This window comes from Novosphingobium sp. Fuku2-ISO-50 (genome assembly GCF_001519055.1).
GTDB lineage: Bacteria > Pseudomonadota > Alphaproteobacteria > Sphingomonadales > Sphingomonadaceae > Novosphingobium.
Genome location: NZ_KQ954305.1, coordinates 18,688 through 44,264, shown reverse-complemented (window position 1 = coordinate 44,264; position 25,577 = coordinate 18,688). Strand labels below are relative to the sequence as shown.

At 65.3% G+C, this 25,577-nt stretch carries 26 protein-coding genes; 13 read left to right on the top strand and 13 right to left on the bottom strand.

Annotated elements, in window-relative coordinates; genetic code table 11:
• The first annotated feature begins 2 nt into the window (after nucleotides 1-2).
• Entirely contained in the window at nucleotides 3-422 is a 420-nt protein-coding gene (locus tag AQZ50_RS18500) for a DUF805 domain-containing protein (RefSeq protein ID WP_197412552.1), read from the top strand.
• Nucleotides 423-429: 7 nt separating this feature from the next.
• Here the strand turns inward: AQZ50_RS18500 and AQZ50_RS18495 are convergent, their stop codons facing one another.
• Genes AQZ50_RS18495 through AQZ50_RS18480 form a run of 4 tightly spaced genes read right to left on the bottom strand, consistent with a single transcriptional unit; the run spans nucleotide 430 to nucleotide 4,264 of the window.
• On the bottom strand, nucleotides 430-717 hold the full coding sequence (locus tag AQZ50_RS18495) for a type II toxin-antitoxin system RelE/ParE family toxin (protein WP_231730409.1): 288 nt from the start codon (nucleotides 715-717) through the stop codon (nucleotides 430-432).
• 8 nt (nucleotides 718-725) lie between these two features.
• Nucleotides 726-995, bottom strand: coding sequence for a type II toxin-antitoxin system ParD family antitoxin (locus AQZ50_RS18490; RefSeq protein WP_067748654.1), 270 nt, complete (start codon nucleotides 993-995; stop codon nucleotides 726-728).
• Between the two features lie 48 nt (nucleotides 996-1,043).
• Nucleotides 1,044-3,575 carry an ABC transporter permease gene (locus tag AQZ50_RS18485; protein ID WP_231730408.1) on the bottom strand — a complete coding sequence of 844 codons (2,532 nt, stop codon included), beginning with the start codon at nucleotides 3,573-3,575 and terminating at the stop codon, nucleotides 1,044-1,046.
• Nucleotides 3,572-4,264 (bottom strand): ABC transporter ATP-binding protein, encoded by a 693-nt coding sequence (locus AQZ50_RS18480; RefSeq protein ID WP_067748652.1) that lies wholly within the window; start codon nucleotides 4,262-4,264, stop codon nucleotides 3,572-3,574. The genes AQZ50_RS18485 and AQZ50_RS18480 overlap by 4 nt, the downstream gene beginning before the upstream one ends.
• Before the next feature lie 55 nt (nucleotides 4,265-4,319).
• On the opposite strand from AQZ50_RS18480, the gene AQZ50_RS18475 reads away from it, so the two are divergent.
• Nucleotides 4,320-5,021 carry a GDSL-type esterase/lipase family protein gene (locus AQZ50_RS18475; RefSeq protein ID WP_067748649.1) on the top strand — a complete coding sequence of 234 codons (702 nt, stop codon included), beginning with the start codon at nucleotides 4,320-4,322 and terminating at the stop codon, nucleotides 5,019-5,021.
• Here the strand turns inward: AQZ50_RS18475 and recF are convergent.
• Complete coding sequence (recF, locus tag AQZ50_RS18470; protein ID WP_067748646.1) at nucleotides 5,018-6,109, bottom strand: DNA replication/repair protein RecF; 1,092 nt, start codon at nucleotides 6,107-6,109, stop codon at nucleotides 5,018-5,020. The genes AQZ50_RS18475 and recF overlap by 4 nt on opposite strands.
• Before the next feature lie 3 nt (nucleotides 6,110-6,112).
• Entirely contained in the window at nucleotides 6,113-7,126 is a 1,014-nt protein-coding gene (gene pspF, locus AQZ50_RS18465) for a phage shock protein operon transcriptional activator (protein ID WP_067748643.1), read from the bottom strand.
• Nucleotides 7,127-7,295: 169 nt separating this feature from the next.
• On the opposite strand from pspF, the gene AQZ50_RS20620 reads away from it, so the two are divergent.
• The 6 genes from AQZ50_RS20620 to AQZ50_RS18440 are packed head-to-tail and all read left to right on the top strand — an operon-like array spanning nucleotide 7,296 to nucleotide 9,734.
• Complete coding sequence (locus AQZ50_RS20620) at nucleotides 7,296-7,472, top strand: hypothetical protein (protein ID WP_156427433.1); 177 nt, start codon at nucleotides 7,296-7,298, stop codon at nucleotides 7,470-7,472.
• Nucleotides 7,469-8,296 carry a phage shock protein PspA gene (gene pspA / locus AQZ50_RS18460; RefSeq protein WP_067748633.1) on the top strand — a complete coding sequence of 276 codons (828 nt, stop codon included), beginning with the start codon at nucleotides 7,469-7,471 and terminating at the stop codon, nucleotides 8,294-8,296. The genes AQZ50_RS20620 and pspA overlap by 4 nt, the downstream gene beginning before the upstream one ends.
• A 3-nt stretch (nucleotides 8,297-8,299) precedes the next feature.
• Nucleotides 8,300-8,602 (top strand): envelope stress response membrane protein PspB, encoded by a 303-nt coding sequence (gene pspB / locus AQZ50_RS18455; RefSeq protein WP_067748632.1) that lies wholly within the window; start codon nucleotides 8,300-8,302, stop codon nucleotides 8,600-8,602.
• Nucleotides 8,599-8,976 carry an envelope stress response membrane protein PspC gene (pspC, locus tag AQZ50_RS18450; RefSeq protein WP_067748629.1) on the top strand — a complete coding sequence of 126 codons (378 nt, stop codon included), beginning with the start codon at nucleotides 8,599-8,601 and terminating at the stop codon, nucleotides 8,974-8,976. Before pspB ends, pspC begins: the two co-directional genes overlap by 4 nt.
• A 30-nt stretch (nucleotides 8,977-9,006) precedes the next feature.
• Nucleotides 9,007-9,276 (top strand): hypothetical protein, encoded by a 270-nt coding sequence (locus AQZ50_RS18445; protein WP_067748626.1) that lies wholly within the window; start codon nucleotides 9,007-9,009, stop codon nucleotides 9,274-9,276.
• Between the two features lie 47 nt (nucleotides 9,277-9,323).
• A complete protein-coding gene (locus AQZ50_RS18440; RefSeq protein ID WP_067748620.1) occupies nucleotides 9,324-9,734 on the top strand; it encodes a SufE family protein in 411 nt (136 codons plus the stop codon).
• On the opposite strand, the gene AQZ50_RS18435 is transcribed toward AQZ50_RS18440, so the two are convergent.
• Nucleotides 9,731-10,234, bottom strand: a complete 504-nt coding sequence (locus tag AQZ50_RS18435; RefSeq protein WP_067748615.1) for a sterol desaturase family protein — start codon at nucleotides 10,232-10,234, stop codon at nucleotides 9,731-9,733. The two genes, AQZ50_RS18440 and AQZ50_RS18435, sit on opposite strands and share 4 nt — an antisense overlap.
• A 97-nt stretch (nucleotides 10,235-10,331) precedes the next feature.
• Between AQZ50_RS18435 and leuC the strand changes: the two genes are divergently transcribed.
• From leuC to AQZ50_RS18415, 4 genes are all read left to right on the top strand, one after another.
• Entirely contained in the window at nucleotides 10,332-11,765 is a 1,434-nt protein-coding gene (gene leuC / locus AQZ50_RS18430) for a 3-isopropylmalate dehydratase large subunit (RefSeq protein WP_067748697.1), read from the top strand.
• Nucleotides 11,766-11,836: 71 nt separating this feature from the next.
• A complete protein-coding gene (locus tag AQZ50_RS18425; RefSeq protein WP_067748613.1) occupies nucleotides 11,837-12,031 on the top strand; it encodes a hypothetical protein in 195 nt (64 codons plus the stop codon).
• Between the two features lie 18 nt (nucleotides 12,032-12,049).
• Complete coding sequence (gene leuD / locus AQZ50_RS18420; RefSeq protein ID WP_067748612.1) at nucleotides 12,050-12,658, top strand: 3-isopropylmalate dehydratase small subunit; 609 nt, start codon at nucleotides 12,050-12,052, stop codon at nucleotides 12,656-12,658.
• A 119-nt stretch (nucleotides 12,659-12,777) separates the two neighbouring features.
• Nucleotides 12,778-13,776, top strand: a complete 999-nt coding sequence (locus AQZ50_RS18415) for an NADPH:quinone oxidoreductase family protein (RefSeq protein WP_067748609.1) — start codon at nucleotides 12,778-12,780, stop codon at nucleotides 13,774-13,776.
• A gap of 290 nt (nucleotides 13,777-14,066) precedes the next feature.
• Here the strand turns inward: AQZ50_RS18415 and lpdA are convergent, their stop codons facing one another.
• The 6 genes from lpdA to AQZ50_RS18385 form a co-directional block, all read right to left on the bottom strand.
• Nucleotides 14,067-15,467, bottom strand: coding sequence for a dihydrolipoyl dehydrogenase (gene lpdA, locus AQZ50_RS18410; protein WP_067748607.1), 1,401 nt, complete (start codon nucleotides 15,465-15,467; stop codon nucleotides 14,067-14,069).
• A gap of 79 nt (nucleotides 15,468-15,546) precedes the next feature.
• The gene (gene odhB / locus AQZ50_RS18405) at nucleotides 15,547-16,773 is read right to left on the bottom strand and encodes a 2-oxoglutarate dehydrogenase complex dihydrolipoyllysine-residue succinyltransferase (protein ID WP_067748604.1); all 1,227 of its coding nucleotides are present in this window, start codon (nucleotides 16,771-16,773) and stop codon (nucleotides 15,547-15,549) included.
• A 98-nt stretch (nucleotides 16,774-16,871) separates the two neighbouring features.
• A complete protein-coding gene (locus AQZ50_RS18400; protein WP_067748602.1) occupies nucleotides 16,872-19,709 on the bottom strand; it encodes a 2-oxoglutarate dehydrogenase E1 component in 2,838 nt (945 codons plus the stop codon).
• A 282-nt stretch (nucleotides 19,710-19,991) separates the two neighbouring features.
• Complete coding sequence (gene mdh / locus AQZ50_RS18395) at nucleotides 19,992-20,954, bottom strand: malate dehydrogenase (protein WP_067748600.1); 963 nt, start codon at nucleotides 20,952-20,954, stop codon at nucleotides 19,992-19,994.
• 435 nt (nucleotides 20,955-21,389) lie between these two features.
• On the bottom strand, nucleotides 21,390-21,686 hold the full coding sequence (locus AQZ50_RS18390) for a hypothetical protein (protein ID WP_067748598.1): 297 nt from the start codon (nucleotides 21,684-21,686) through the stop codon (nucleotides 21,390-21,392).
• A 318-nt stretch (nucleotides 21,687-22,004) separates the two neighbouring features.
• Complete coding sequence (locus AQZ50_RS18385) at nucleotides 22,005-23,240, bottom strand: cell wall hydrolase (protein ID WP_067748596.1); 1,236 nt, start codon at nucleotides 23,238-23,240, stop codon at nucleotides 22,005-22,007.
• Nucleotides 23,241-23,574: 334 nt separating this feature from the next.
• Here AQZ50_RS18385 and AQZ50_RS18380 point away from each other — a divergent pair, with 334 nt between their 5' ends.
• Nucleotides 23,575-25,572 (top strand): TonB-dependent receptor plug domain-containing protein, encoded by a 1,998-nt coding sequence (locus AQZ50_RS18380; RefSeq protein WP_067748594.1) that lies wholly within the window; start codon nucleotides 23,575-23,577, stop codon nucleotides 25,570-25,572.
• The last annotated feature ends 5 nt before the right edge of the window (nucleotides 25,573-25,577 follow it).

Below are 25,577 nucleotides of genomic sequence, written 5' to 3'. Positions count from 1 at the left end.
TCATGCTGACCTGGATGCTTTTGCCCTATCGTCGCTATGCCGAATTTTCGGGGCGGTCGCGGCGGCGGGAATATTGGTCGTTCATGCTGTTCATCTGGCTGGTCTACGTGGCGCTGAATGTCCTGTTTGGCCGCCACGAAATGGTCAGCGGGCCGGGCGGCATGTTTGTGTCGAGCGGGCTGTTCGGCGGGGTCGGGATCGTCGGCGGGCTGTTCAGCCTGTTCAGTCTGATCCCGCATCTGGCCGTGACTGTGCGCCGTCTGCACGATCAGGACCGCAGCGGCTGGTTGCTGTTGCTGGGCCTGATCCCGTTTCTGGGCTGGTTTGCGTTGCTCGTGCTGATGTGTCTGGAAGGCACGCACGGGGCCAACAGCTATGGCCCCGACCCCAAGCAGATCCACGATGCGGACGTATTTTCGTGATTGCCCGCTATTCTTCCGGCAAAAGGAGCTTTCCGTAATCACGAGCGCCGTGGGCGATCAGCAGGATCAGCACGCGGTCGGGCTCAACGCGGTAAAAGATCAAATAAGCGTCATGAACGCGGCGGCGAATTCCGCTTCGCTCATAGCGGGGAACCAACGGGTAAGCATTGGGCAAGTCGCCAAGCCCCAGTGCTGCTTCGCGCAATTCGGCGATGAATGAAACTGCGCGCGCGGGGTTGTCCTGAGCGATATGGTCGCCGATCCGTTCAAGGCTTTGCACGGCTGCTTCGGTCAAAACGACCTTCACGGTTGCGCGCGCATCGCGGCATATTTCGTGGAGAGTCGATCAAAAACCGTCTCCGCCTCGGTAACTCGCCCCGCCTCTCCATCGGCCAGGCCACGCGCGATGGTCGCGTCCAGCGCTGCCAGCCACTGGCCCGGGTCGGTCGTTGTCTGGTCCTTGCGGATCAGATCGCGGACGTAGTCGCTGACGCTGGCATAACGCCCGCTGTCGATACGCGACTGAACCCAGGCGCGCATGGTGTCGGGCACGGAAACATTCATGGTAGCCATCGCGAACTCCTCCGTACCTTTATGGCATAAATTGCCATTCGAATCGACTTAAAGCTCGCGCAGGACTTTGGCCGGGCGGGTGCGCAGGATCGACAGCGATCCGCCAAGGGCCAGCGCCATGACGAGCGTCAGGCCGAGCGCGAGTACGCCGAGGATGCGGGTCCAGTCGGGCAGCCAGGCAAAGCCGAACAGCCAGACCACCACGCCCCACGCCGTCGCACTGCCGAGCGCCAGCGCGACAGCGCCGAGGATAGCGCAGAGCAGGCCATATTCGGCGAGCACCAGCGTCAGCAATTGTCGGCTGCTGGCGCCCAGTACGCGCAGGATGACCGTGTCGTATTGACGGCTGGCACGTTGCGCGGCGATCGCGCCCGCCAAAACGGCCAGCCCGGCGAGCACCGCGACCGAGCCCGCCGCGAGAACCGCCGTGCCGACTTCGGTCAGGATCGCGCGCGCTTGCCCAAGCACCGGGCCGACTTCGATGACAGAGCTTGACGGCAGCGCGCGGACCAGCCCCGACAGGATCGCGCGGCGGACCGGCGCGGTCTTGCTTGCCCCCGGCAGCTCGATCGTGCCGGCAAGGCTGTGCGGCGCATCGGCAATCGCGTTGGGGCTGAACACCAGCACATAGTTGAAGCCAAAGCTGTCCCAGTCGATGCGCCGGAACGAGGCGATCGTCGCGCTGCGTTCGACGCCGAGCAGGGAAATCGTCAGGCGGTCGCCCAGATGCAGCCCAAGGGTCTTTGCGAGGCCTTCATCGACCGAAACCAGCGGCGGGCCGGTATAACCGCGCGGCCACCACAGCCCGCCGGTCAGCACATTGCCCTGCGGCAGCGCATCGGCATAAGTCAGCCCGCGATCGCCGCGCAGCGCCCAGGCATCGTCGGGGATCGCCTTCAGATCGGCGACGCGGGTCATGCGCGCGGCCGGGCCATAGGCGAGGATCGCCCCGCGCATGGCGGGCACCGTGCGCACCGTGGCGCCGGGCGCAATCCCGCCGACGATCGTGCGGAACTGCGCCTCGGCGTCGCGCGGGATGTCGAGCACGAAATAATCGGGCGCGCGCGCGGGCACGCGGCGGGCGATATTGCCGTCGAGACTGGTTTCGACACCCGCCAGCACGACAAATGCGGCGAGCGCGAACCCCAGCGCGACGACCAGCGCCGGGGTCTGTGCGCCGGGGCGATGAAGATTGGCCAGCGCCATGCGCGCGATCGTCCCGCGCGGACGCGGCAGGCGCGCGGCGAGGCGGGTCAGGCCCCAGCCCAAGGCGCCGAGCAGCGCAAACAGCGCCGCCGCCCCGCCCAGAAAGCCCAGCGCCAGCACAGGCTGCGGCGCGGGGATCACCGCCAGCGCGACAATCCCGGCGAGGCCGCCGCCCACCGGCAGCAAGGCGCGCCGCCACGGCAGCGTCAGCGGCGACACCCGCGCCCGCAGCAGCGCCATCGCCGGGAAGGCCCGCGCGCGCAGCAAAGGCGGGGCAGCGAAGGTCAGCGCGATCAACAGGCCCTGCGCCGCCGCAGTGCCGAGCGCCCTGGCATCGAACACCAGCCCCGTCGCCACCGGCAGCACTCCGCGCAAGGCGAGCCCGATCAGCGGCGTCGCCACCAGTCCGAGCGCCAGCCCAATGGCAATTGCCAAGACGCTGGCGGCGGCAATCTGAAGCGCGAAAATGCGCGTGATGTCGCCGCTTGTGGCGCCAAGGATCTTGAGCGTGGCGATCGTGCCGCGTCGCGCTTCGAGAAACCCGGCGACGCCGTTGCCGATCCCGATTCCGGCAATCGCCAGCGCGGCCAGTGCGACGAGCAACAGGAATTGCCCCAGCCGCGAAACAAAGCGGTCGAGCCCCGGCGAGGCGCGGTCGCGCGTGCGGAATTCAAAGCCGGACGAGGGGAATGCCGCCTTGAACGCATCGATCGCCGCCTGAGGCGCAGCGCCGGTCTGCACGCGGTATTTCCATCGCGCCATCGCCCCTGTCGAAATCAGCCCGGTCTGTGTCAGCGCGGCGGTGCCGATGATCACGGTCGGGCCGAGCGCAAAACCTTCGCCCAGCCGGTCGGGCTCATCGCCGATCACCCCCCCGATCACGAGGTCCGCCGCGCCGATCAGCAGATGATCGCCGGGCCCGACGCCCAGCCGGTCGGCGACGCCGGGGGCGATCCACACGACAGCGCCCTGCGGCGCGCCCGCGCCGCGATCGGGTGCGGCCAGTGTGAACGTGCCATAGAGCGGCCAATGCGCATCGACGGCTTTCAATTCGATCGGCACGGCGGCGTCGCTGCCCGGCTTGCGCGCCATGGCCTGCATGCGCACCCCGGCGGACACCCGCCCGAAGCGCGCTATCGCGGCCTGTTCGCGCGCGCTCGCGGGGCGCGCGGCAACGGTGAATTCGACATCGCCGCCCAGCATGGTGCGCCCGCGTGTGGTCAGTTCATGATCGATCGCCCCGGTCAGCGTGCCGATCGCCGAAAGCGCCGCCGCGCCCAGCACGAGACACGCGACCAGCAGGCGCAGCCCGCGAAAGCGCCAGTCGAGCCCGCGCCGCGCCAGGCGCCAGGCCATCCGCCACGACATCGTCATGCCGTGACTTCGTCGCTGATCACGCGCCCGTCTTCCAGTCGCACGATGCGGCGGCAGCGATGCGCCAGCGCTTCGTCGTGCGTGACCATGATCAGCGTCGCGCCTGCCGCCGCCGCGCGCGCAAACAGCAAGTCGGCGACTGCCGTGCCGGTGGTGTGATCGAGATTGCCGGTCGGCTCGTCCGCAAACAGCAGCGCGGGCGCCGGGGCGAGCGCGCGGGCGATGGCGACGCGCTGTTGCTCGCCGCCCGACAATTGCGCCGGGTAATGGTTCACCCGATGGCCGAGCCCGACGGCGACGAGTTCCTCGTGCGCCCGCGCCATCGCGTTTTCGCGCCCGGCGAGTTCGAGCGGCGTCGCGACGTTTTCGAGCGCGGTCATCGTCGGCAGCAAGTGAAACGCCTGGAGGATGATGCCGATCCGCCCGCGCCGTGCCGTGGCAAGACCGTCTTCGTCGAGCGCCGAAAAATCCTGCCCGGCGACGTGCAGGCTGCCGCTGTCGGCGCGTTCAAGCCCCGAGAGGACCGACAGCAGCGACGATTTGCCCGAACCGGAGGGGCCCAGCAGCGCGACCATCTCGCCCGCTGCGACAGTCAGGTCGATCCCGTCGAGCACGATGACGCGGCCATCGCCTTCGCCCAGTGTCAGAGTGAGGGAATGGGCGCAAATGATGGGGGGGGTGCTTGTCACGCGCCCTGCGTGACATAGATAGGCGTTACCCTCAAGCTTCCCGAAAAGGGCGCCCATGCGATTTCCGGTTTCGTGCATCGCTGTCCTCGCTCTGGCCGGATGCGGCCCCGCGCCTGGCGCACAGGGGAATGATGCGCCCGATCCCGCGCTGATCGCCCCGACGGATATGGCGCCGATGCATGCGGCAGTGCCCGCCGGTGCGCCGGTGATCCTTGCCTTTGGCGACAGCCTCTATGCCGGATACCGGCTCGATCCCAACGACAGCTATCCCGTGCAGCTCGAAGCCGCGCTCAATGCGGCGGGCGTGCCCGCGCGGGTGATCAATGGCGCGGTTTCGGGCGATACCACGGCGGCGGCGCTGCAAAGGCTGGCCTTCACGCTCGACAATCAGCCGAAAAAGCCGGCGCTGGTGATGGTCGGGCTGGGCGGCAACGACATGCTGCGCGGCCTGCCGCCCGCCCAGACGCGCGCCAATATGGAAGCGATCGTCACCGGGATCGAGGCGCGGCATATTCCGGTCCTGCTGACCGGCATGCTGGCGGGGCACAATCTCGGCCCCGACTATGCCCAGGCGTTCAATCCGATCTGGCCGCAATTGGCGCGCGGCCATCATACCGCGCTGGTGCCGTTCTTCCTCCAGCCGGTGATCGGCAACAATGCCTTGCTGCTCGACGATCATATCCATCCCAATCGCGAGGGCGTTGCCGCGATCGTCAAGGCGACCGAGCCGGCGGTGGCAGCCGCATTGAAGCGCTAACGCCGCTCCACCCGTCCGTCGGCAACGTGCCAGAACGCTGCGGGCGCAGGCAGGTCGGCAAAAGGAGCGGGCTCGGTGCCTGTCATCCACACTTGCGCGCCCGATGCGGCGAGCCGGGCATAAAGCGCGGCGCGGCGCAGCGGATCGAGATGGGCGGCGATTTCGTCGAGCAGCAGGAGGCGCGGGCGCGATCCGTCCTCGGCGCCAAGCTCGGCATGGGCAAGCACGATGCTGATCAGCATGGCCTTTTGTTCGCCGGTCGAACACACCGCAGCGGGCGCATTCTTGGCGGCCATCGTCACCGCCAGATCGTCGCGGTGCGGGCCGGTCAGAGTCCGCCCGGCGGCGCGGTCGCGGCGGCGCGCGTCGCGCAAAAGCGCGGCAAGTGCGCTGGCGTCGTCCGGCGTTTCACCGGCATAGCCGAGCACGGGCCGGGCAAACGGGCCTGCGGGCTCGGCCGCAATGGCGGCATCGAGCTTTTGCACCAATGCGCGGCGCGCCGCCGCGATCGCCGCGCCGGTCTCGGCCAGTTGCGCCTCCAGCGCGTCGAGCCAGATCGGATCGGGCTCGGTCGGTTCGGACAGCAGTCGGTTGCGTTCGCGCAGCGCGGTTTCATAGCGTGTGGCAAGCCGGGCATGGCCGGGATCGACTGTCAGCACCAGCCGATCGAGAAACCGCCGTCGCGCGCCCGCGCCTTCGGCAAACAGGCGGTCCATCGCCGGGGTCAGCCAGGTGATCGCCAGCCATTCGGCCAGCCGCGTCGCAGGGCCCTCGGCGCCGTTGATCCGCACGCTGCGCCGGTTGGGCGTGGACGGGGCGGTCGCCGTGCCCAGCGCGAGCGCGCCATCTTCCAATTCCGCCGCAACGGCAAACCCGCCCGCGCCCTGACCTGAGCCTTGCGCCGCCGCCATGTCCGAGGGTTGCGCGCGGCGCAAACCCCGCCCGGGGGCAAACAGGCTGATCGCTTCGAGCACGTTGGTCTTGCCCGCGCCGTTTTCCCCGGTCAGCACGTTGAACGTGGCCATACCGTCCAGCCGGGTCGCGGCATGGTTGCGAAAATCGCGCAAAGTCAGCCGGGTGAGCGCCAAAGTTCAGGCCCGGTCGATCAGGCCATGGCGCCGCAGCGCATGGCGCAACTGATCATAGCTGAGGCCGAGCGCCTTGGCGGTCTGGCGCTGGTTGAAGCGGTTTTTGGTCAGATGATGGTCGATGATCGCGCGTTCGTGGGTATCGACCGCCGCGCGCAAGTCGGTCACGCCGTCGAGATCGCCGCGAACGGGCGGTGCCGGCTGCGCGATGGACGCGGGCTCGGGCGCCATGCCTTGCGGTTTCCACGGCGAATCGAACGGGTCGAACTGCACGTCGGCGATGGCGCGCGCCGGGCTGTCCCAGCGATAGACCGCGCGTTCGACGACATTGCGCAATTCGCGGACATTGCCCGGCCAGCGATGCGTTTCGAGCGCGGTGGAGACTTCGGGCGCAAATCCCGGCCAGGTATCCCAGGCCAGCTCGGCGGCCATGCGCCGTCCGAAATGCTCGGCGAGCACGGCAATGTCACCCTCGCGGACGCGCAAGGGGGGCAGGGTGATCACTTCAAAGCTCAGCCGGTCGAGCAAGTCGGGGCGAAACCGCCCGGTTGCAGCCATGCGCGGCAGATCTTCGTTGGTCGCCGCGACAATGCGCACGTCGACATGATTCGCCCGCGAGGCGCCGATCCGCGTGACTTCGCCATATTCGATGACGCGCAGCAGCCGCTCCTGCGCGGCCATCGACAATGTGCCCAGTTCGTCGAGGAACAGCGTGCCCCGGTCGGCCTCTTCGAAGCGGCCCGCGCGGGCGCGCGATGCGCCGGTAAAGGCGCCCGCTTCATGCCCGAACAATTCCGCCTCGATCAGCGTTTCGGGCAGCGCGGCGCAATTCATCGTCACCAGCGGCTCCTGCCAGCGCGAAGACAAGTGGTGCAGCCGTTCGGCAATCAGCTCCTTGCCGGTGCCGCGCTCGCCGACGACCAGCACCGGGCGGCGCAGCGGCGCGGCGCGGCTGGCCCGCTCGACCGCGTCGAGAAAGGGGCCCGCCTGGCCGATCAGGTGCGTCGCGCGTTCCATTCCCAACCAATAGCAAATTCCACCATGATTGGGCAAGAAATCCCATGTTCGGGAACGGCGCCTCTTGGGGAAAGTGGCGCGATTTCGACCGTTTTCGCGTTTGGCACGGCTCATGCAGATAGGGGGATGTGGCCCATCCGGGGCATTGAAGCCTTCAAGGAGACTGGTCGTGATCGATACTGCCCGCTTCATCACGTCGCCGTTCGGTCGTGCTGCCCTGGCCAGCGTTCTTGCGCTGGTGGCGCTGACGAGCCTGACGCTTTCGCATCATGGCCCGTTCGCTTTTCCCGGTGCGGCTCCGTTGATTGTTGCCAGCCCGGCGGCAATTACCGGCGAACTTGCATGAACCCGCTTCCCGCCCCGCTTTCGCGGCTTGATCGCGCCATCGCTGCAAGGCAGCGTGGCACGGACGATCAGGACACGCGCGCCGGGGACGGGGCTCAATCCCGCCCGACCCGCAACGGAGGTATGCCGATGGGTATCTTTTCCCGAACCCGCGATATTATTGCTGCCAATTTCAGCGACCTGCTCGAACGGGCCGAAGACCCTTCGAAGATGATCCGCATGATCATTCTCGAAATGGAGGAAACGCTGGTCGAAACGCGTGCATCGGCGGCGCGGAGCATTGCCGATCAGAAGGAGATGCAGCGCCATGTCGACCGGCTTTACCGGCTTCAGGCCGACTGGGCGGACAAGGCGCAGCTTGCGCTGTCGAAATCGCGCGAGGATCTCGCCCGGGCGGCGTTGATCGAAAAGAAAAAGGCCGCCGACATGGCCGATCAGCTGCGCAAGGAAATCGGCATTCTGGCCGAATCGCTCCATGCCTATGAAGTCGACATCGACAAGCTGCAGACTCGCCTGCGCGAAGCGCGCAGCCGCCAGAGCGCGATCGCCGCGCGGCTGGAAAGCGCGGAAAACCGCGTGCGGCTCAAACAACTGATGACCAGCGAACGCGTCGACGAGGCGCTTGCCCGGTTCGATCAGCTCGAACGCCGGGTCGACGATGCCGAAGGTCGCGCCGATGCGCTCGATCTTGCCGGGCCCAAGCCGACGCTGGCCGACGAGATCGCCGCGCTCGCCGCCGAAGATCGCATCGATGAAGAGCTGGCGGCGATGAAGCGCGCGCTGGGCCAAGTCGATACAGGGCCCGATGCCGGAAAGGAGGGCTGAGCCATGGAAACCGGAGACGTGATCGGGCTGGTTGCCGTCGTATCGCTGTTTATCTTTCTGCCCTGGATCATCATGCACTATGTCACGCGGTGGAAAACCGCCTCGACGCTGACATCGGGGGACGAGGCCTTGCTCGACGAGCTCTATCGTCTGGCGCGACGTCTCGAAGACCGCATGACCACGGTCGAACGGTTGGTCGCCGCCGATCATCCCGAATTTCGCCCGTTGGGACGCAGCGCCGCCGACGATGAACCGATGGGCGAGCTGGAACGCATGCTCGCCGAAAAGAAAGGGCCTCGCGCATGAGAACCGCCCACACAAAATTCTATCGCGACAAGATCAACGGCAAATGGATGGGGGTCTGCGCAGGGATCGCCGACTATACCGGGCTCGATGTCCTGTGGATCCGGCTCGCTTTCGTGGTGCTGACGGTGTGCGGCGTCGGGTTCATGCCGGTGATCTATTTCGCGCTCGGCTTTCTGTCGCAGCCCAAGCCCGGCGGCCTCTATGTCGATGCCGACGAGCAGAAATTCTGGCAGGGCGTGCGTCAGTCACCGGCGCGCACGGCACGCGAAGTGCGCGCGCAGTTTCGCGACATCGATCGCCGCCTCGCCGAAGTCGAAGCGTTCTATGTCTCGTCAAATCCGCGTCTTGCGGCGGAAATCGAACAATTGCGCTGAATTCGGCGCCTGCACAGTCGGGGGAATTTGATGACCATGGATTTCTGGATCGCCATTGTGGCCATCGTTGCGATCACGTCGTTCGCAAAAGTCATGCGCAGCCGCCACATCGCCATGGCGCGGATCGAGGCTGCGCGCGGCGACAACGCGGACCATGCCGCGCTAGCCCGCGAGGGGGCCGCGCTAGCCCGCGAGGTGGCCGCGCTCAATGCCCGCGTTGCGGTGCTCGAACGGATCATCACCGATAATCGCAGCAGTCTCACGCTCGCGCACGAGATCGACGCGCTGCGGGATCATTGAGGGGGTCAGCATTGAGAGGGGAGGCCTGCTCTGCTAGGGGCGGCCCCATGCGCACACTCGACGACATCTACGACGAATATGAATTCCTCGATGGCGACGATCGCTATCGTCTGCTGATCGAACTGGGGCGAGAGCTGGAGCCGATGCCCGACGCGCTCAAGACCGATGCGACGCTGGTGCGCGGCTGCTCGGCCAGCGTCTGGGTCTATCCGCTGGAAGGCGAAGGCGATCGCCTGCATTTTCTCGCCGACAGCAATGCCGCGATCACCAAGGGGATCGTCGCGCTGGTGCTCGCCGCCGTGCAGGATCGCCCCGCTGCCGAAGTCGCCGCGACCGATATTGCCGCGACGCTTGCGCGGTTTGATCTGAAGAACCAGCTTTCGTCAAACCGTACCCAGGGCGTGCCCAACATGATTGCCCTGGTGCGCGATCATGCCGCGCGGATCGCTGCAAGTTAGATCGAATCGCGCACTTTGGCGATGCCGGCTTCGCGTTGCGCTTTCAGTTCGCGTTTCAACACTTGGGGATCGCGGGCAAAAACGAAGCCGAAGCTGACCCCGCCTTCCTTGCCGGCCGTCGCATGGTGCAGCTTGTGCGCCTGAACCAGCCGCTTCGCATAGCCATCGCGCGGGACATAGTGAAACCAGCGCTGATGGATAAGCCCGTCGTGGATCAACGAATAGACGATCCCGTAGATCAGCACGCCGATCCCGATCCACGTCCCCGGCCACCATGCCGCCGCGCCCATGATCAGCGGGCTGCCCAGCGCAAAGAAGCTGATCGAGATCGCCGCGCCGACCAGCGCGTAGAGGTCGTTCTTTTCCAGCAGCCTGTCATGCCGTTCGTGATGATCGCGGTGCCAGCCCCAGCCGAAACCGTGCATCACATATTTGTGGCTGGACCAGGCGACGCATTCCATCGCGATGAAAGTCGCAAGAATGATGAGAGCAGGTATCATGATGCGCCCGGCTATACCCCCCGATCGACGCCTTGACCATGCGCTGGCGCAAATGCTTTTCTTGAAATATCGGCTGGGCGGGCTTAACCGGCTTGGCATGGCCACGACGAACCCACGCACGCTCTACCAGAAAATCTGGGACGCCCACGTTGTTGAACGCCGCGACGACGGCACTTGTCTGATCTATATCGACCGCCATCTGGTCCATGAAGTGACCAGCCCGCAGGCGTTCGAGGCGCTGCGGCTTGCCGGGCGCAAGGTCCGTCGGCCCGACCTGACGCTCGCGGTGCCCGATCACAACCTGCCGACGACGGCGCGCCGCGATGCACAGGGCGCGCGCATTCCCATCGCCGACCGCGAAAGCGCGCAGCAGCTCGCCGCGCTGGAACACAATGCGCCCGAATTCGGCATCCGCTACATCGGCGACGCCGACCGCGAACAGGGCATTGTCCATGTTGTCGGGCCGGAGCAGGGATTCTCGCTGCCCGGCGCGACGATTGTCTGCGGCGACAGCCATACCGCCTGTCACGGCGGGCTGGGCGCGCTGGCCTTTGGCATCGGCACGAGCGAAGTCGAACACGTGCTGGCGACCCAGACGCTGCTGCTCAAGCAGTCGAAGACGATGGAAGTGCGCGTCGAGGGTGAATTGACTCCGGGCGTTACCGCCAAGGACGTCGTCCTGCATATCACCGGCGTGCTCGGCGCGTCGGGCGGCACGGGCTATGTCATCGAATATACCGGCTCGGTGATCCGTGGGCTTTCGGTCGAAGGGCGCCTGACCGTGTCCAACATGGCGATCGAACATGGCGCGCGCGCCGGGCTGATCGCGCCCGATGACAAGACCATCGCCTATGTCAAGGGTCGCCCCTATGCGCCCAAAGGCGATGACTGGGACAAGGCTGTCGCCTGGTGGAAGAGCCTCGCCACCGATCCGGGCGCGACGTATGACAAAGTCGTGGTGATCGATGCGGCGGACATCGCGCCGAGCGTGACCTGGGGCACCAGCCCCGAAGATGTCGTGCCGATCACCGGCACGGTGCCCGCGCCCGACAGCTTTGCCGATGCGTCAAAGCGCGATGCGGCGGCCAAGTCGCTGGCCTATATGGGCCTCGAACCGGGCCAGCCGATGGCTTCGGTCGAAATCCAGAACGTCTTCATCGGCAGCTGCACCAACAGCCGCATCGAGGATTTGCGCGCCGCTGCCGCCGTGCTGAAAGGGCGGCGCAAGGCGGATACCGTCAAATGGGCGATCGTCGTGCCCGGCTCGGGGCTGGTCAAGGCCATGGCCGAGGCCGAAGGGCTTGATCGTGTCTTTGTCGACGCCGGTTTTGAATGGCGCGAACCGGGATGTTCGGCGTGCCTTGGCATGAACCCCGACAAAGTCCCGGCGGGCGAACGCTGCGCTTCGACCAGCAACCGCAATTTCGTCGGGCGGCAGGGGCCGGGCGCGCGCACGCACCTTGTCAGCCCGGCCATGGCCGCCGCCGCCGCCGTGGCGGGGCATCTGACCGATGTGCGCGACCTGATCTGAACCTGTTCAAGTGCGGGCAAGCTGCCGGCGCTAGGATGGGGCCATTGGCAAGACAGCAAGGAGTACCGTTCGTGAGCAAAAAGGACGAGACACCCGAATCGACCGCTTCGGGAACCGGTTCGTGGACCAGCAAGGCGGCGCTGGCCGGGGCGGCGATCGGCTCGGCGGCGGTGGCGGCCGGACTGCTCTATGCCTCGCGGCGCAAGGAGCGCGCGGAAAAGGCCAAGACGGCGGCGCTTCCGGCGACGCCCCCAGAGACCGATTGAGCGACAGGATTTGCGCTGATGGAACCCGTGAAAGAGATTACTGGCCGCGCCTATCCGTTTGGGCAGAAAAACGTCGATACCGACGTGATCATCCCCTCGCATTGGCTCAAGACGATTACGCGCGACGGGTTGGGGCGGGGTGCCTTTGAAACGCTGCGCGCCGATCCCGACAATCTGTTCGACAGCGCGGAATTCAAGGGCTCGCCGATTCTCGTCGCGGGGGACAATTTCGGCTGTGGGTCGAGCCGCGAACATGCCGCCTGGGCGCTGTTCGACCTTGGCGTGCGTGCGGTGATCGCGCCGTCGTTTTCAGACATCTTTTCGGGCAATGCGTTCAAGAACGGCATCCTGACCGTGGTTCTGCCGCAAGAGGCGGTCGATCGGCTGGTCGAAGTGGCAAAGACCGATCCGATCCACATCGATCTCGAAAGCCAGACGGTGACCACACCGTTTCAGGACCGCTTTACGTTCGAGATCGATCCGTTCCGCAAGCATTGCTTGCTTCACGGACTCGATGAAGTGGGCCTGACTTTGGCGCGCGGCGATGCGATCGGTGCGTTCGAAGGCACGGTCCGCACCGACCGTCCGTTTCTGGCCAAGGGTACGGATGTCGGTGTGGCGGCTTAAACGATCGCTTAAAAGGCTTTTCAAGTCTGAAAATTCTTGGCACGTGAAGGGCGCCTGCATGCGGGCGCCCTTTTTCGTGGCGCCCGCATGCCACACAAGCTCTTGAGCGGGAGAATGCCATGAAAGCCTTGCGCAGCCACGCCACCGGCGGTCCGGAAACGCTGGTCCTGGACGAATTGCCCGATCCGGTGCCCGGCCCGGGCCAGGTGGTCGTTGCGGTCAAGGCCTGCTCGATCAACTTTCCCGACACGCTGATCATCCGCGATCTCTATCAGTTCAAGCCCGCGCGGCCGTTTGCGCCGGGCGGCGAAATCGCCGGGGTGATTGCCGTGATCGGCGAAGGCGTGGCTGGTTGGCAGGTCGGCGACCGGGTGATCGGCATGGTCGGCAATGGCGGGCTGGCAACGCATGCGGTGGTCGATCAGGGGCGGCTGTTCGCCTTGCCCGATGGCGTCGATTACGCCACCGGGGCCTCGCTGCTGATGACTTATGGCACCAATTACCACGGTCTGGTCGATCGCGGGCATATCAAGCCGGGTGATGTCGTGCTGGTCCTGGGTGCGGCGGGCGGCGTCGGGCTGTCGGCGATCGAATTGGCCAAGGCCTTTGGCGCGCGCGTCGTTGCCGGGGTCTCGTCGGAGGAAAAGGCCGCGCTCGCCCGCGAAGCCGGGGCCGATGACGTGGTGATCTATGGCCGGGCGCCGTTCGACAAGGCGCAATCGAAGGAACTGGCCGAAGCGTTCAAGGCGGCTTGCGGCCCGGACGGGGCCAATATCGTCTATGACATCGTCGGCGGCGATTATTCCGAGCCGGCGTTGCGCGCGATCGCCTGGGAAGGGCGCTTTCTGGTGGTCGGCTTCCCCGCCGGGATTGCCCGCCTGCCGCTCAATCTCACCTTGCTCAAATCCTGCGATGTCTGCGGCGTGTTCTGGGGCGCATTTACCGCGCGCGACCCTGCGCGGTTCAAGGCCGAAGTCGCGGACTTGTTCGTCATGTTGAACGACGGGCGGATCGCGCCGCGCATCTCGGCGCGCTATCCGCTCGAACGCGGCGGTGACGCCATCGCCAGCCTCGAAAACCGGCAGGCCGTGGGCAAAGTCGTGGTCGAGATCGGCTGACCGACGAAGGGCCACCCGGTTGCCCCGGGTGGCCCGATCCCTGCCGTGGATGGGGGGAGGGAAAATCGATCAACGTCGTCCGATGATGCCCCGGCTCGGCGCGTCACCGGTTTTCGTGTCCCATTATAGGACGTGTTATGCGATTGTCACGTAACCCAAAACCGGACACTCGTCGCGGCAAAAATCGCGAAAATCAGTCAAAACGAACTGAAATGATGCAAGAATGGGGGCGAAACTTGCGTTTCGCCCCCATTCATTTGAAAGTATCAATCTGCTGAAAGCGTTTGCAATCAGATGTGGATCGGCTTTCCGGTCACTGCCATCGCCGCTTCCTTGATCGCCTCGGAATGAGTCGGGTGCGCGTGGCAGGTATAGGCGATGTCTTCGCTGGTTGCGCCAAATTCCATCGCGAGTGCGGCTTCGGCGATCATCGTGCCGGCAACGCTGGCAATCGCCCAGACGCCCAGCACGCGGTCGGTCTTGGCATCGGCGATGACTTTGACGAAGCCTTCGGGCTCGCGATTGGTCTTGGCGCGGCTGTTGGCGAGCATCGGGAACTTGCCGACCTTGATGTCACCAAGCGCTTTGGCGGCTTCTTCGGTCAGGCCGACACCGGCGATTTCGGGGTTGGTGTAGACCACGCCGGGGATCACCGCATGGTTGACGATGCCGGTCAGCCCGGCAATGTTTTCAGCAACCGCAATGCCTTCGTCTTCGGCCTTGTGCGCCAGCATCGGGCCGGGGATCACGTCGCCGATTGCCCAGACGCCGTCGACCGCGGTGCGGAAATCATGATCGGTTTCGATCTGGCCGCGTGCGTTGACCGCCAGGCCGATTGTGTCGAGTCCGAGCCCGTCGGTATGCGGGCGGCGACCGATCGCGACAAGCACGACATCGGCTTCGAGCGTTTCGGCGGCACCACCGGCAGCCGGTTCGAGCGTCAGCGTTGCCTTGCCGTCCTTGACGCTCGCGCCGGTGACCTTGGTCGACAGCTTGAGGTCAAAGCCCTGCTTCTTGAAGATCCGCGCGGCTTCCTTGCGGACATCGCCGTCCATGCCGGGCAGCAATTGGTCGAGATATTCGATCACGGTGACTTTGGCGCCGAGGCGGCCCCAGACCGAGCCGAGCTCCAGCCCGATCACCCCGCCGCCGATCACGGCGAGATGTCCGGGAACCTTGCCCAGGGCAAGCGCGCCGGTCGAATCGACGATCACGCCGGCATCGTTGTCGACCGCAACACCGGGCAGCGGCGTGACCGACGAGCCGGTGGCGATGACGATGTGCTTGGCCGAGACTTTGGCGCCGGCGACTTCGACAGTGTGGGCATCGGCAAATGTGGCGAGGCCCTTGAGCCAGGTGACCTTGTTCTTCTTGAACAGGAATTCGATCCCGCCGGTCAGTTCCTTGACCGTCGTCGCCTTTTCAGCCTGAAGCACGTCGAGGTCGAGCTCGACCCCGCTGGTCTTGACGCCGAACTTGGCCATCGTGCCGCCGGCGGCTTCGTGAAAGAGTTCCGAGCCATGGAGGAGAGCCTTTGACGGGATGCAGCCGACATTGAGACAGGTGCCGCCGAGTGTGGCGCGCCCTTCGGCGCAAGCGGTCTTCAAGCCAAGCTGCGCAGCGCGGATTGCCGCCACATAGCCGCCGGGGCCGGCGCCGATCACCAGCACGTCGTAGTCGTATTCTGCCATTGCCTTGGTCCTTTGCGATGCCGCCCGTTCGGGGGGACGGGGGAGGGCCCGAAGCGCTGCTCGGGCCCTTCGCCAGATTTTACAGGTCGATCAACAGACGCGTGGGTTCTTCGATCGCTTCCTTGATGGTCTTGAGTGCGGTTACCGCCTCGCGTCCGTCAATCAGGCGATGGTCGTAGCTGAGCGCGATATACATCATCGGGCGGATGACGATCTGGCCATTGCGCACGACCGGACGGTCCTCGATGCGGTGCAGCCCGAGCACGGCGGACTGCGGCGGGTTGATGATCGGGGTCGACATCAGGCCGCCGAAGACACCGCCGTTCGAGATGGTGAACGTGCCGCCCTTCATGTCGTCCATGGTCAGCGTGCCTTCGCGCGCCTTTTTCCCGAAACCGGCAATCGCCTTTTCGATCCCGGCAAACGACAGCTTGTCGCAATCGCGGACCACCGGCACGACCAGCCCGTTGGGCGCCGAAACCGCGACCGAGATGTCGACATAGTCATGATAGACGATTTCATCGCCTTCGATGCGGGCGTTGACCGACGGGATGTCCTTGAGCGCGAGGCACGAAGCCTTGGCAAAGAACGACATGAAGCCAAGCTTGATGCCGTGCTTCTTTTCAAAGCTGTCCTTGAACTTGTCGCGCGCGGCCATCACCGCCGACATGTCGACGTCGTTGAACGTGGTCAGCAGCGCGGCATTTTCCTGCGCGCTTTTCAGCCGCTTGGCGATGGTCTGGCGAAGCCGCGTCATCTTGACGCGTTCTTCGTTGCGACCCGGCGCGGCAACCGTGGCGGGCACGGCCGCAACCGCTGCCGGGGCGGGGGAAGCGGCCTTGGCTTGCGCTGCGGCCAGCACGTCTTCCTTGGTCAGACGACCGCCGGCGCCGGTGCCTTTCACCGTCGCGGGATCGATGCCGTATTCGAGCACGGCGCGACGCACCGCCGGAGACAGCGCAGCGGCATCCGCATCGGATTCCGCCTTCGCCAGGGCGGGGGCGGCAACTGCGATCGGAGCCGCCGGAGCCGGTGCAGCAGCCGGGGCGGGGGCCGCCGCAGCGCTGCCGGCGGCTTCGATCAGCGCGATCAGCGCGCCGACCGAGACGGTGTCGCCTTCCTTGACGAGCAGTTCGCCAAGAATGCCGGCCGCAGGCGCGGGCACATCGACCGCGACTTTGTCGGTTTCAAGGCTGACGATCGGTTCGTCGAGCGCGACGGCTTCACCCGGCTTCTTCAGCCACTGGCCGACGGTCGCCTCGCTGACGCTTTCGCCGAGCGTCGGCACTTTGACTTCGATGGACATAACCTGGGTTCCTTGGGCCGGAAATCACATGAAGATAAGGACGTTAAAACGGAAATGGCAGAAAATCGGAAATTCGGGCGATCGGAAATTCGGCCTGATCAGAGCTTTTTCTTGCGGCGGATCTCGTCACGCACCGACAGCGCCAGGGCATTGGCCACAAGAGCCGCCTGTTCGCTGGCATGGCGCTTGGCGATCCCCGTTGCCGGCGAGGCCCCGCCGGCACGGCCGGCATAGCGGGCGCGCGTGACTTTGGCTCCGGCAGACTTGAGCGAGTCTTCGATCAGCGGCTCGACAAAGAACCACGAACCGTTGTTCTTGGGTTCTTCCTGGCACCAGACCACTTCTTCGAGGTTGGGCATGTTCGAAAGACGCAGAGCCAGCGGTTCGCCCGGGAAGGGGTAGAGCTGTTCGAGGCGGATGATCTGCGTATCGGTGATGCCCTGCTGTTCGCGTGCCTCGAACAAGTCGTAGGCGACTTTGCCGCTGCACAGGATGACCTTGCGGGTATCCTTGTCCGCAGGCGCCGCGATGTCGGACAGGATGCGCTGGAAATGCCCTTCGCCGATGAAGTCCGAAGCTTCCGACTTGGCCATCGGATGGCGCAGCAGGCTCTTGGGCGTCATGATGATCAGCGGCTTGCGGAACGGACGGTGCATCTGGCGACGCAGGACGTGGAAGTAATTCGCCGGCGTGGTGATGTTGCACACCTGCAGGTTGTCTTCCGCGCAAAGCTGCAGATAGCGTTCGAGGCGCGCCGAGGAATGTTCCGGGCCCTGACCTTCATAGCCGTGGGGCAGCAGCATGACGAGACCATTGGCACGCAGCCACTTCGCTTCCGAGGCGGCGATATACTGGTCGATCACGATCTGCGCGCCGTTGGCAAAGTCGCCAAACTGCGCTTCCCACAGCACCAGCGTCTTCGGATCGGCGCTGGCATAGCCATATTCGAAGCCGAGCACGCCATATTCCGACAGCGGGCTGTCATGCACTTCAAAGCGGCCGTGGGGCAGCGTCGCGAGGGGCACATATTTGTGCTCGTCGTTCTGATCGACCCACACCGCATGACGCTGGCTGAACGTACCGCGGCCCGAATCCTGCCCCGACAGGCGGATGTTGAAGCCTTCGGTGGCCAGGCTGCCATAAGCCAGCGCTTCGCCGGTTGCCCAGTCGAAGCCCTTGCCGGTCTTGAACATCTCGCGCTTGGCATCGATCACGCGGCTCAGCGTCTTGTGGACGGTCAGCCCTTCGGGAACGGTGGTCAACACGCGGCCAAGGCTGTCGAACAGTTTGGCATCGATGCCGGTCGGCACGTTGCGGCGCGCGGTGACGGGGTCGGCCGGCTTGTTGAGCCCGCTCCAGCGCCCGCCGAACCAGTCGGCTTCGTTGGCCTTGTAGCTCTTGGCCGCTTCGAATTCGTTTTCGAGCGTGGCGACAAAGCTTTCCTCGGTCTGGGCCTTCCAGCCCGCGTCGATCACGCCCTGTGCCACCAGACGATCGGCATAGACTGCGCTGATCGCCGGGTGCTGGCGGATTTTCGCATACATCAGCGGCTGGGTGAAGCTGGGTTCGTCGCCTTCGTTGTGGCCGAAGCGACGATAGCACCACATGTCGACGACGACATCGCGACCGAACTTCTGGCGATAGTCGATCGCGAGCTTGCACGCGAACGTCACCGCTTCGGGATCATCGCCGTTGACATGGATGATCGGCGCCTGGACACCCTTGGCAACGTCCGAGGGATACGGCGATCCGCGCGAAAACTGCGGGCTGGTGGTAAAGCCGATCTGGTTGTTGATCACGAAATGGATGCAACCGCCGGTGTTGTAGCCGCGCACCCCGGAAAAGCCGAAGCATTCCCAGACAATGCCCTGGCCGGCAAAGGCGGCGTCACCGTGAATCAGGATCGGCAGCACCTGCTTGTGCTTGCCCGGGCCGATGTCATCGCGGAACACTTGCTGCGCGCGGGCCTTGCCCAATACCACCGGATCGACCGTTTCGAGGTGCGACGGGTTGGGCTGCAGGCTCATGTGAACCTTGATGCCGTCGAATTCGCGGTCGGTCGACGTGCCGAGGTGATACTTCACGTCGCCCGAGCCGCCGACGTCTTCGGGATTGGCGGTGCCGCCCGAAAATTCGTGGAAGATCACGCGATAGGGCTTGGCCATGACATTGGCGAGCACGTTCAAACGGCCGCGATGCGCCATGCCGGTGATGATTTCGCGCACGCCGAGCTGGCCGCCGTACTTGATCACCGCTTCGAGCGCTGGGATCATCGATTCGCCGCCGTCGAGGCCAAAGCGCTTGGTGCCGACGTATTTGCGTCCGAGGAACTTTTCGTACTGTTCGCCGCGAATGACCGCCGCCAGGATCGCCTTCTTCCCGTTGGGGGTGAAGTCGATCGCCTTGTCGCCGCCTTCGATCCGGTCCTGGATGAACCGGCGTTCTTCCACATCGGCGATGTGCATGTATTCAAAGCCGATCTTGCCGCAATAATTGCGACGCAAGATCGCCACGATCTCGCGCGGCGTGGCCCAATCGATTCCGAGAATGCCGCCAAGATAGGTCTTGCGGTCAAGCGCGGCGCCGACGATGCCGTGATATTCGGGCGAAAGATCGGCGGGCAGGTTCTGTCGCGCGAGACCCAGCGGATCGAGATCGGCGGTCAGATGGCCGCGCACGCGATAGGTGCGGATCAAAAGCATGGCGCGGATCGAATCCGCCGCAGCCTGTTCCAGCGCCGCATCGTCGAGCTTGGGCGCGTCCTTTTTCTGCGCCTTGGCGATTTCGAGCTTCAGCGCCATCGGATCGAGCGCGCGGGTCAGCTCATCGCCTGCCGCAGCATCGGTGACGGGCCAGCGCTTCGAGGCCCAGCTTGGCCCCGGTTGCGGCCCTTCCTGGGCGGGATCCAGATCGAACTCGTGCAACTCCTGACCCATCGTCAAACTCCTTTGCCCCGGGGAGGCGGGGGCTTCGGAAACCCTCTGCGCATCGCGCCGGGGGTCACTTTCCTTCCCGTGAGGATCACGGGCCAAATTCCGGTCCCGCGCAGATCGCGGGAATACTGGGCGGCATCAGGTGTCACAAAATCAGGAACGATTGCCTTTGCCGTGGGCTCAGGGCGAATACCCGCTCTGTGATCAAGGTTTTGCCGCCTCGCAGTCTTGTCATCGCGCATGCCTGTCGGCGGGCCCCGATGCGAGGCCCGCCGGGTTTGCATGTCAGGCCAGTTCGGGCGCGATGCCCTTGCAGGCAACCAGCAGTTCGTTGACAGCGTCGATCGAGACCTGAAGGTTGGCCTTGGCGCTGTCGTCGAGTGCGATCTCGATGACCTTTTCCACGCCGCCCGCGCCGATCACCACCGGCACGCCGACATAGAAACCGTCGACGCCATATTCACCCGCGACATAAGCCGCACAGGGCAGAACGCGCTTCTGGTCCTTGAGATAGGCTTCGGCCATGGCGATGCCCGAGGCGGCCGGGGCATAGAATGCCGAGCCGGTCTTGAGCAGGCCGACGATTTCGCCGCCGCCGCCGCGCGTGCGCTTGACGATGTCGTCGATGCGTTCCTGCGTCGACAGACCCATCTTGATCAGGTCGGTCACCGGGATACCGGCAACGGTCGAATATTCGACCACCGGAACCATGGTGTCGCCATGACCGCCGAGCACGAACGAATTCACGTCGCGCACCGACACGCCGAATTCCCAGGCGAGGAACGTCGTGAAGCGCGCCGAGTCGAGCACGCCCGCCATGCCGACCACCTTGTTGTGCGGCAGGCCGGAGAATTCGCGCAGCGCCCAGACCATTGCGTCGAGCGGGTTGGTGATGCAGATCACGAACGCATCGGGGGCGTTGTCCCGGATGCCTTCGCCGACGGCCTTCATCACCTTGAGGTTGATGCCGAGCAGGTCGTCGCGGCTCATGCCGGGCTTGCGCGGCACGCCTGCGGTGACGATGATCACGTCTGCGCCGGCGATGTCCTTGTAATCGTTGGTGCCGGTGATCGAGGCGTCAAAACCTTCGACCGGACCGCACTGCGACAGGTCGAGCGCCTTGCCCTGGGGCACGCCTTCTGCGACGTCGAACAGGACGATGTCGCCCAATTCCTTTTGTGCAGCGAGATGGGCGAGGGTGCCGCCGATGTTGCCGGCGCCGATCAGCGCAATTTTCTTGCGAGCCATGCTTTTACGGTCCTTTCCCGTAGCTGCGGGACTGAACAAAGATCAGATTTGCCACCGTCTAGGAGCCGGCCCATGTCCCGCGTGACAGGAAGGCGCCTGGTGGGGTGGAGAGGTCCGTAGGCCCGTGGAAAACGGATTGCAAGGCAGTAAAACGTCGAATTTCCGGGTTTTTATGATAACGGTTCGCAATATCAAGCGGCCTCGGTCGAAGTCGCCGACGTTACGTCGGAGCCGCAGTCACGCAGGCCCGGCGCCGGGTGTGGATACCCGATCTTCTTCGAGAACCGTTCATGCCATCGGGACATGAACGCACCATGACCGTCGCCCTGAGACGACGGATCGGGGTTGTTCCTTATCGGATCATGTCAAAACGGAAAGCCGGGGCATAACCGGGGTGCGCGCGATCCTGGCGCCACCGGTCGGAGCGTTGCGAATTCAGCGGCGCTGACCGAGCATGCGGCTGATTTCATTCCACCACTGCGCATCGCTTTCATCGCCGCGCGCGTTGGCGTTGGCTGCGGCGAGGCGCGCACGCTCCGCCGCCGACAGGCCATGCGCGGCAAACAGGCGCAGCGCGGCCTGAACCCTGGCATCGACAATCGCGGCGGGTTTGCGGGGCGGCGTGGTCCCGGCGGCAATCGCATTGTCATTGACTGCAAAGCGCTGACGAAGGCGCGAAGGACGGATCAGCGCCGGCGATACGATACCATATCGAGGGACAAATCGCAGCATCCGGGTCTCTCCTCGCACAAACCGCACAATGCGTGCCGTTCGCCAGCGATTTAGCCCCGGACGCGTGAACAGCTCATGAGGCGACACAGTAAAGGAGACGCAAACCTTTTTCCCGGATCGCGCGCACAGTGAGATTTGAAACCGGGAGATTTGAAACCGGGAGATTTGAAACCGGGAGATTTGAAACCGGGAGATTTGAAACCGGGAGATTTGAAACCGGGAGATTTGAATCCGCGCGCCTTGAATCCGGGTGGTTCAGATCCGGCAAAGTGCGTCTGGCAGGGGCTGTTCCGGCCGGGCGCGAATTCTGGAGCCGCCTCAGGCTCCCGGTTGATGGATCCAGTGCGCGGCGCTGTCGTATTGCTGTTCCGCTTCGGGGCGAACGGCGCCCGATCCCGGCAGGAGGCGGCTGCGCGTATCGCCGACCGGGGCGCCGACCGGCGCGCTGGCGGCGGGCTGGGGCGGCTGATCAAAGGCGACCGGCGTCTGGCCGCGGCCGGATCCGGGCTCTGCCATCGGCGCGACTGCGCTGCGCAAGGCCGCAAGCCGGCCTGCCTCGAACGCTTTTTCGAGCACGAGCGGATCGGCCAGGTCGGCGCCGGTCGAGGCCCATGTATGCGGGTGCGGCGCGGCGACCGGCTCGCCGCCGGCATAGACGGCGTCAAACGCGCGCGGCTGACCCGCGCTGCTGCTCCAGCGATAGAAGCGGTGTGCGCCGATCGTGCCGAGAAAGGCCATGCTGTCGGCCCAGGCGGGATGGACCGCGCTGGTATGGTAATGCGTGGCAAGCCCGACAGGCGCAAAGACAGCGCCCGCCAGGGCGGCCTCGGCCACGCGCCGCGCCCGTTCCCAATAGATGGCCATCGGCCGCCGCGCCAGAGACCCGTCGCAGGCAAAGCTGAACTGGCAGCCCGGGCGTTCCGACCCCTGGTAAACGACGCCGCAGACGGTCTTGGGAAAAGCGGGATGCGCCACGCGGTTGAGCACGACCTGGGCCACCGCGCGTTGCCCCGCGTCGGGTTCGCGCGCGGCTTCGTAATAGATCGCCGCGGTCAGGCATTGTTGCGCCCGCCAATGATCGAGCCCGGTGCCGACCGAGAGCAAAGGGCGCGCCGTTGCGCCGTCGGCGTCTGAGTGGTCGCCGGCCAATGTCCGGTCCCATGCGGCAGAGGCGACCGCCGGGGTCAGCAGGCCGTCGCTTGCAGAGACCGCGTTCCTGCCGTGCCAGGGGGAAAGCCGTTCCTGCGCAAGGGCGCCGCCGATTCCATGCGGATTGCCCCAGCCCACTGCGGCAAGCAGCGCCGGCACCAATCCGACCAACGCCACGCCCGCGATCCGTTGGCGCAGCCGCGCGGGCCGGTGCAGCGCACGCCGCAGCGAAACCATGTCGCAGCGACGGATGCGCGCCGCAAAATCGCGCGGGCGCAGTTCCGGCGAACAGCGAACCGCCGCGGATGGCGCGGCGCACGCTTCACCCACGACCGGCCCACCCGTCTTGCGCAGGGCCGCAGCGGGGGGCAGGACAACCGGTCGGTAGGCGATTTCCAGCGGCATTGGCCCTGCGGCACCTCATGCGGAGTGAATGGCGGGAACGTCCGGCTTTCGCGCGGGAGTGAGCGGCACGCGGGCGTAACCGGATTTTCCGCTATCCGATTCCCGCTATCCGATTTCCGGGCGCTTCGCACCTGTTCATCGGGCGATGTACCGTTATGCGACGATCCCTTGCCGTGTCCTTAACTGCGCTATGCCCTTAACCGCGCCATGCGGCCGGTTCGCAGCCGGGATGGTCTCGGCCAGGGTTGTTCTCTTCGCCGGGCCCGGCTATGCGCCGGTCGCCGTTGTCTTTCGTGCGACCGCGCGGGCAGTTACGGTCCGTAAGGAGTGATGGATGACCGGGTTGATCCGCAGCGCCGCCGGCCAAGCGGCGGTGACCGAGATCGTGATGGCGACGGTTCTGGTGGCGTCGGGTCTGGTTTCCGGTCCGGCGCTGGCGCAAGACGTTCCGCCCGCGAATTCTCCGACGGGCAGTGCCGCGTCGGCTGCCGACGATTATCCCCCGCCCGAAGAAGCGCAGGCCGCGCCCGATATTGCGCCGATTCCGATCACCACGATCGCCACCGGCGGAAAACTGCCGCTCGACAACGTGGCGCAGTCGGTCACTGTGCTGACCTCGGACGATCTCGAACGCATCGGCGGGGCCGACTTCACCCGCGCACTGGCGTTGATTCCGGGGGTGACCTGGACGCGCGACGGGGCACAGGGGACCGATACCCAGGTCCATATGCGCGGCTCCGAGGCCAGCGACGTGCTCGTCACGATCGATGGCGTGCGGATGAACGATGTCGCAGGGATGAGCGGCGGATATGATTTCGGCACGCTGACGATGGCGGGAATCGAGCGCATCGATGTCTTGCGCGGCTCCAATTCGCTGATCTGGGGCGGCGGAGCGATCGGCGGGGTCATCGCGCTGACGACCCCGGAAACAAAAGGCGTGCTCGCCTCGATCGAAACCGGCAGCCGCGACAACGTTGCCGAAAACCTCGCCGTCGGCCTGAAAAAAGACCGCTATGCGCTTGCATTCAATATCGGATATGTCGCCAATGACGATATTCCCGCGCCGCGGATCGAAGGCTCCGGCGGGTTTCATCAATGGCATCTGGCAGGACGCGGTCGCTATACCCTGACCGATACGCTGTCGTTCGTTGCGACCGCGCGCTATGCCGATGGCAAGCAAAGCGGCAATGGCTTTCCCCTGCCGCTCGAACTCTCGGGCGATGCGGCCGCAGCGTTGGAAACCGAGCAGTTTTCCGGTCGCGCGGGTGCGCATTTCGAAAAGGGCGGCGTCGCGCTCGATGCCGGCTATGCGCTGGCGACGACCAGGCGCGTCTATGTCGCGCAAAACGAACCGGGCGACGTCACGGCGATCTGGCTGGGCCGATCGGAACGCGTCGACCTGACCGGATCGGTCAAGTTGCCCGCCGGGTTTCTGGCCAATTTCGGCGCCGACGACGAATGGACCGGCTATTCGGGCAGCTATGACAGCGAACACCGCGCGCGGATCGACAGCGGCCATCTGTTGCTCGGCTGGTACGGCCCGGTGGCGACACTGGCGGCGGGCTTGCGCGTCGACGATCACAGCCAGTTTGGCAGCCATGACAGTTTCAGCGCCAACGGCAGCCTGAAATTGCTCGAAGGCGTGCGCTTGCGCGGCAGCTATGCCGATGGCTTCAAGGCGCCGACGCTGTACCAGTTGTGGTCGGCATACGGCAATGCGGGCCTGGCTCCCGAAACCGCCGAGAGCTATGACGCGGGGGTGGAATATTCGGGCGATGACGGGCGGGTGCGGCTGACGGCATCGGTCTATCGCCGTGACAGCCGCAATCTGATCGCTTTCGTGGGGTGCGCCGGGGTGACGACGTCGGTCTGCAGCGATCGACCGAACGGTACGTTCGCCAATGTCGGGGTCGCCCGTGCCGATGGGGTCGAGCTCGAAGCCACGCTGGTTCCGACGTCAAAGCTGCGCATTGCCGCGCTTTACAGCTATGATCATGCCACCGACCGCACGCCCGGCGCGGTCAATCGGGGCAAGCTGCTCGCGCGGCGACCGCAGGACGCGGTGACCGCCTCGATCGACTGGACTTCGCCGTTCAAGGGGGTGGTCCTGGGCCTTGATACGCGCGTGCAGACGGCCAGCTGGGACGATGCGGCCAATACGGTGCGGCTGGGGCCGAGCGAACTGACCACCTTGCGCGCCAGCCTGCCGTTTGGCCGCTTCATCGACTTCTATGGCCGGATCGAAAATCTGTTCAACGACCATACGCCGACGGTCGCTGGCTACGGCGCGGTCGGGCGCGGGGTCTTTGCCGGTATCCGGGTTCGCTATTGATCGGC

What these genes read in the sequence shown, in the direction of transcription:
- AQZ50_RS18500 (WP_197412552.1), top strand. Translation starts at nt 3, where the DNA reads ATGCTGACCTGGATGCTTTTGCCCTATCGTCGCTATGCCGAATTTTCG.
- AQZ50_RS18490 (WP_067748654.1), bottom strand. Translation starts at nt 995, where the DNA reads ATGGCTACCATGAATGTTTCCGTGCCCGACACCATGCGCGCCTGGGTT.
- AQZ50_RS18485 (WP_231730408.1), bottom strand. Translation starts at nt 3,575, where the DNA reads ATGACGATGTCGTGGCGGATGGCCTGGCGCCTGGCGCGGCGCGGGCTC.
- AQZ50_RS18475 (WP_067748649.1), top strand. Translation starts at nt 4,320, where the DNA reads ATGCGATTTCCGGTTTCGTGCATCGCTGTCCTCGCTCTGGCCGGATGC.
- pspF (WP_067748643.1), bottom strand. Translation starts at nt 7,126, where the DNA reads ATGGAACGCGCGACGCACCTGATCGGCCAGGCGGGCCCCTTTCTCGAC.
- pspA (WP_067748633.1), top strand. Translation starts at nt 7,469, where the DNA reads ATGAACCCGCTTCCCGCCCCGCTTTCGCGGCTTGATCGCGCCATCGCT.
- pspB (WP_067748632.1), top strand. Translation starts at nt 8,300, where the DNA reads ATGGAAACCGGAGACGTGATCGGGCTGGTTGCCGTCGTATCGCTGTTT.
- pspC (WP_067748629.1), top strand. Translation starts at nt 8,599, where the DNA reads ATGAGAACCGCCCACACAAAATTCTATCGCGACAAGATCAACGGCAAA.
- AQZ50_RS18445 (WP_067748626.1), top strand. Translation starts at nt 9,007, where the DNA reads ATGACCATGGATTTCTGGATCGCCATTGTGGCCATCGTTGCGATCACG.
- AQZ50_RS18440 (WP_067748620.1), top strand. Translation starts at nt 9,324, where the DNA reads ATGCGCACACTCGACGACATCTACGACGAATATGAATTCCTCGATGGC.
- AQZ50_RS18435 (WP_067748615.1), bottom strand. Translation starts at nt 10,234, where the DNA reads ATGATACCTGCTCTCATCATTCTTGCGACTTTCATCGCGATGGAATGC.
- leuC (WP_067748697.1), top strand. Translation starts at nt 10,332, where the DNA reads ATGGCCACGACGAACCCACGCACGCTCTACCAGAAAATCTGGGACGCC.
- leuD (WP_067748612.1), top strand. Translation starts at nt 12,050, where the DNA reads ATGGAACCCGTGAAAGAGATTACTGGCCGCGCCTATCCGTTTGGGCAG.
- AQZ50_RS18415 (WP_067748609.1), top strand. Translation starts at nt 12,778, where the DNA reads ATGAAAGCCTTGCGCAGCCACGCCACCGGCGGTCCGGAAACGCTGGTC.
- lpdA (WP_067748607.1), bottom strand. Translation starts at nt 15,467, where the DNA reads ATGGCAGAATACGACTACGACGTGCTGGTGATCGGCGCCGGCCCCGGC.
- odhB (WP_067748604.1), bottom strand. Translation starts at nt 16,773, where the DNA reads ATGTCCATCGAAGTCAAAGTGCCGACGCTCGGCGAAAGCGTCAGCGAG.
- AQZ50_RS18400 (WP_067748602.1), bottom strand. Translation starts at nt 19,709, where the DNA reads ATGGGTCAGGAGTTGCACGAGTTCGATCTGGATCCCGCCCAGGAAGGG.
- mdh (WP_067748600.1), bottom strand. Translation starts at nt 20,954, where the DNA reads ATGGCTCGCAAGAAAATTGCGCTGATCGGCGCCGGCAACATCGGCGGC.
- AQZ50_RS18390 (WP_067748598.1), bottom strand. Translation starts at nt 21,686, where the DNA reads ATGCTGCGATTTGTCCCTCGATATGGTATCGTATCGCCGGCGCTGATC.
- AQZ50_RS18385 (WP_067748596.1), bottom strand. Translation starts at nt 23,240, where the DNA reads ATGCCGCTGGAAATCGCCTACCGACCGGTTGTCCTGCCCCCCGCTGCG.
- AQZ50_RS18380 (WP_067748594.1), top strand. Translation starts at nt 23,575, where the DNA reads ATGACCGGGTTGATCCGCAGCGCCGCCGGCCAAGCGGCGGTGACCGAG.